This window comes from Mesorhizobium sp. M7A.F.Ca.CA.003.01.2.1 (assembly GCF_003998945.1).
Taxonomy (GTDB): domain Bacteria; phylum Pseudomonadota; class Alphaproteobacteria; order Rhizobiales; family Rhizobiaceae; genus Mesorhizobium; species Mesorhizobium ciceri.
In genome coordinates, this window is record NZ_RZRA01001629.1 from 1 (window position 1) to 511 (window position 511).

Annotated in this window: 1 protein-coding gene; it reads left to right on the top strand. The window is 68.5% G+C overall.

Annotation, left to right across the window (positions count from 1 at the left end):
- The coding region (locus EN969_RS34625; RefSeq protein WP_127419968.1) for a DUF1403 family protein at nt 1-510 on the top strand (510 nt) is incomplete at its 5' end.
- Nucleotide 511: the final 1 nt, after the last annotated feature.

Here is a 511-nt window from a genome sequence, read left to right on the forward strand (position 1 = left end):
TCCCAGCGGTCGGCGCCATTCGACGCCGCGGCGATCGCCGCTGAGGTCGTCGCCATGCGTCCCGATGCCGAAGTCTTTGGCTGGTGGCTCGCCGACCTGGTACTGGCGCAACGCCTGGGCTGGCCGCAGCCCCTGCCGCTCCTAATGGCGCAGGGTTTTGGACCATCTTTCCGCACCGAGGCCGGCGGTGGCCGGCGCATCCGGCCCGGGGACAAGAATTTTGAGCGGGCGGTTTGCATCGCGCTCGTCGCGGCCGCCGCGGACGCTTGTCGGTTGGCCGCCGAGCTGTCGCGCCGGGCCGAAAAACTCCTGGCGGTGGCGCCGAAACTGCGCGCCAAAGGCGCCGGCGACGTAATCTTTCTGCTGCTCAGTGAAGACGCCGTGTCCGGATCGCTGACGACGGACAATCTGTCGCGCTTTGCATCGCGACGGCTGTTCGAACGGCTGCAGCAACTGGAGGTCGTGCGCGAGCTCTCCGGCCGCCCCACATTCCGGCTGTTCGGGCTGTAGC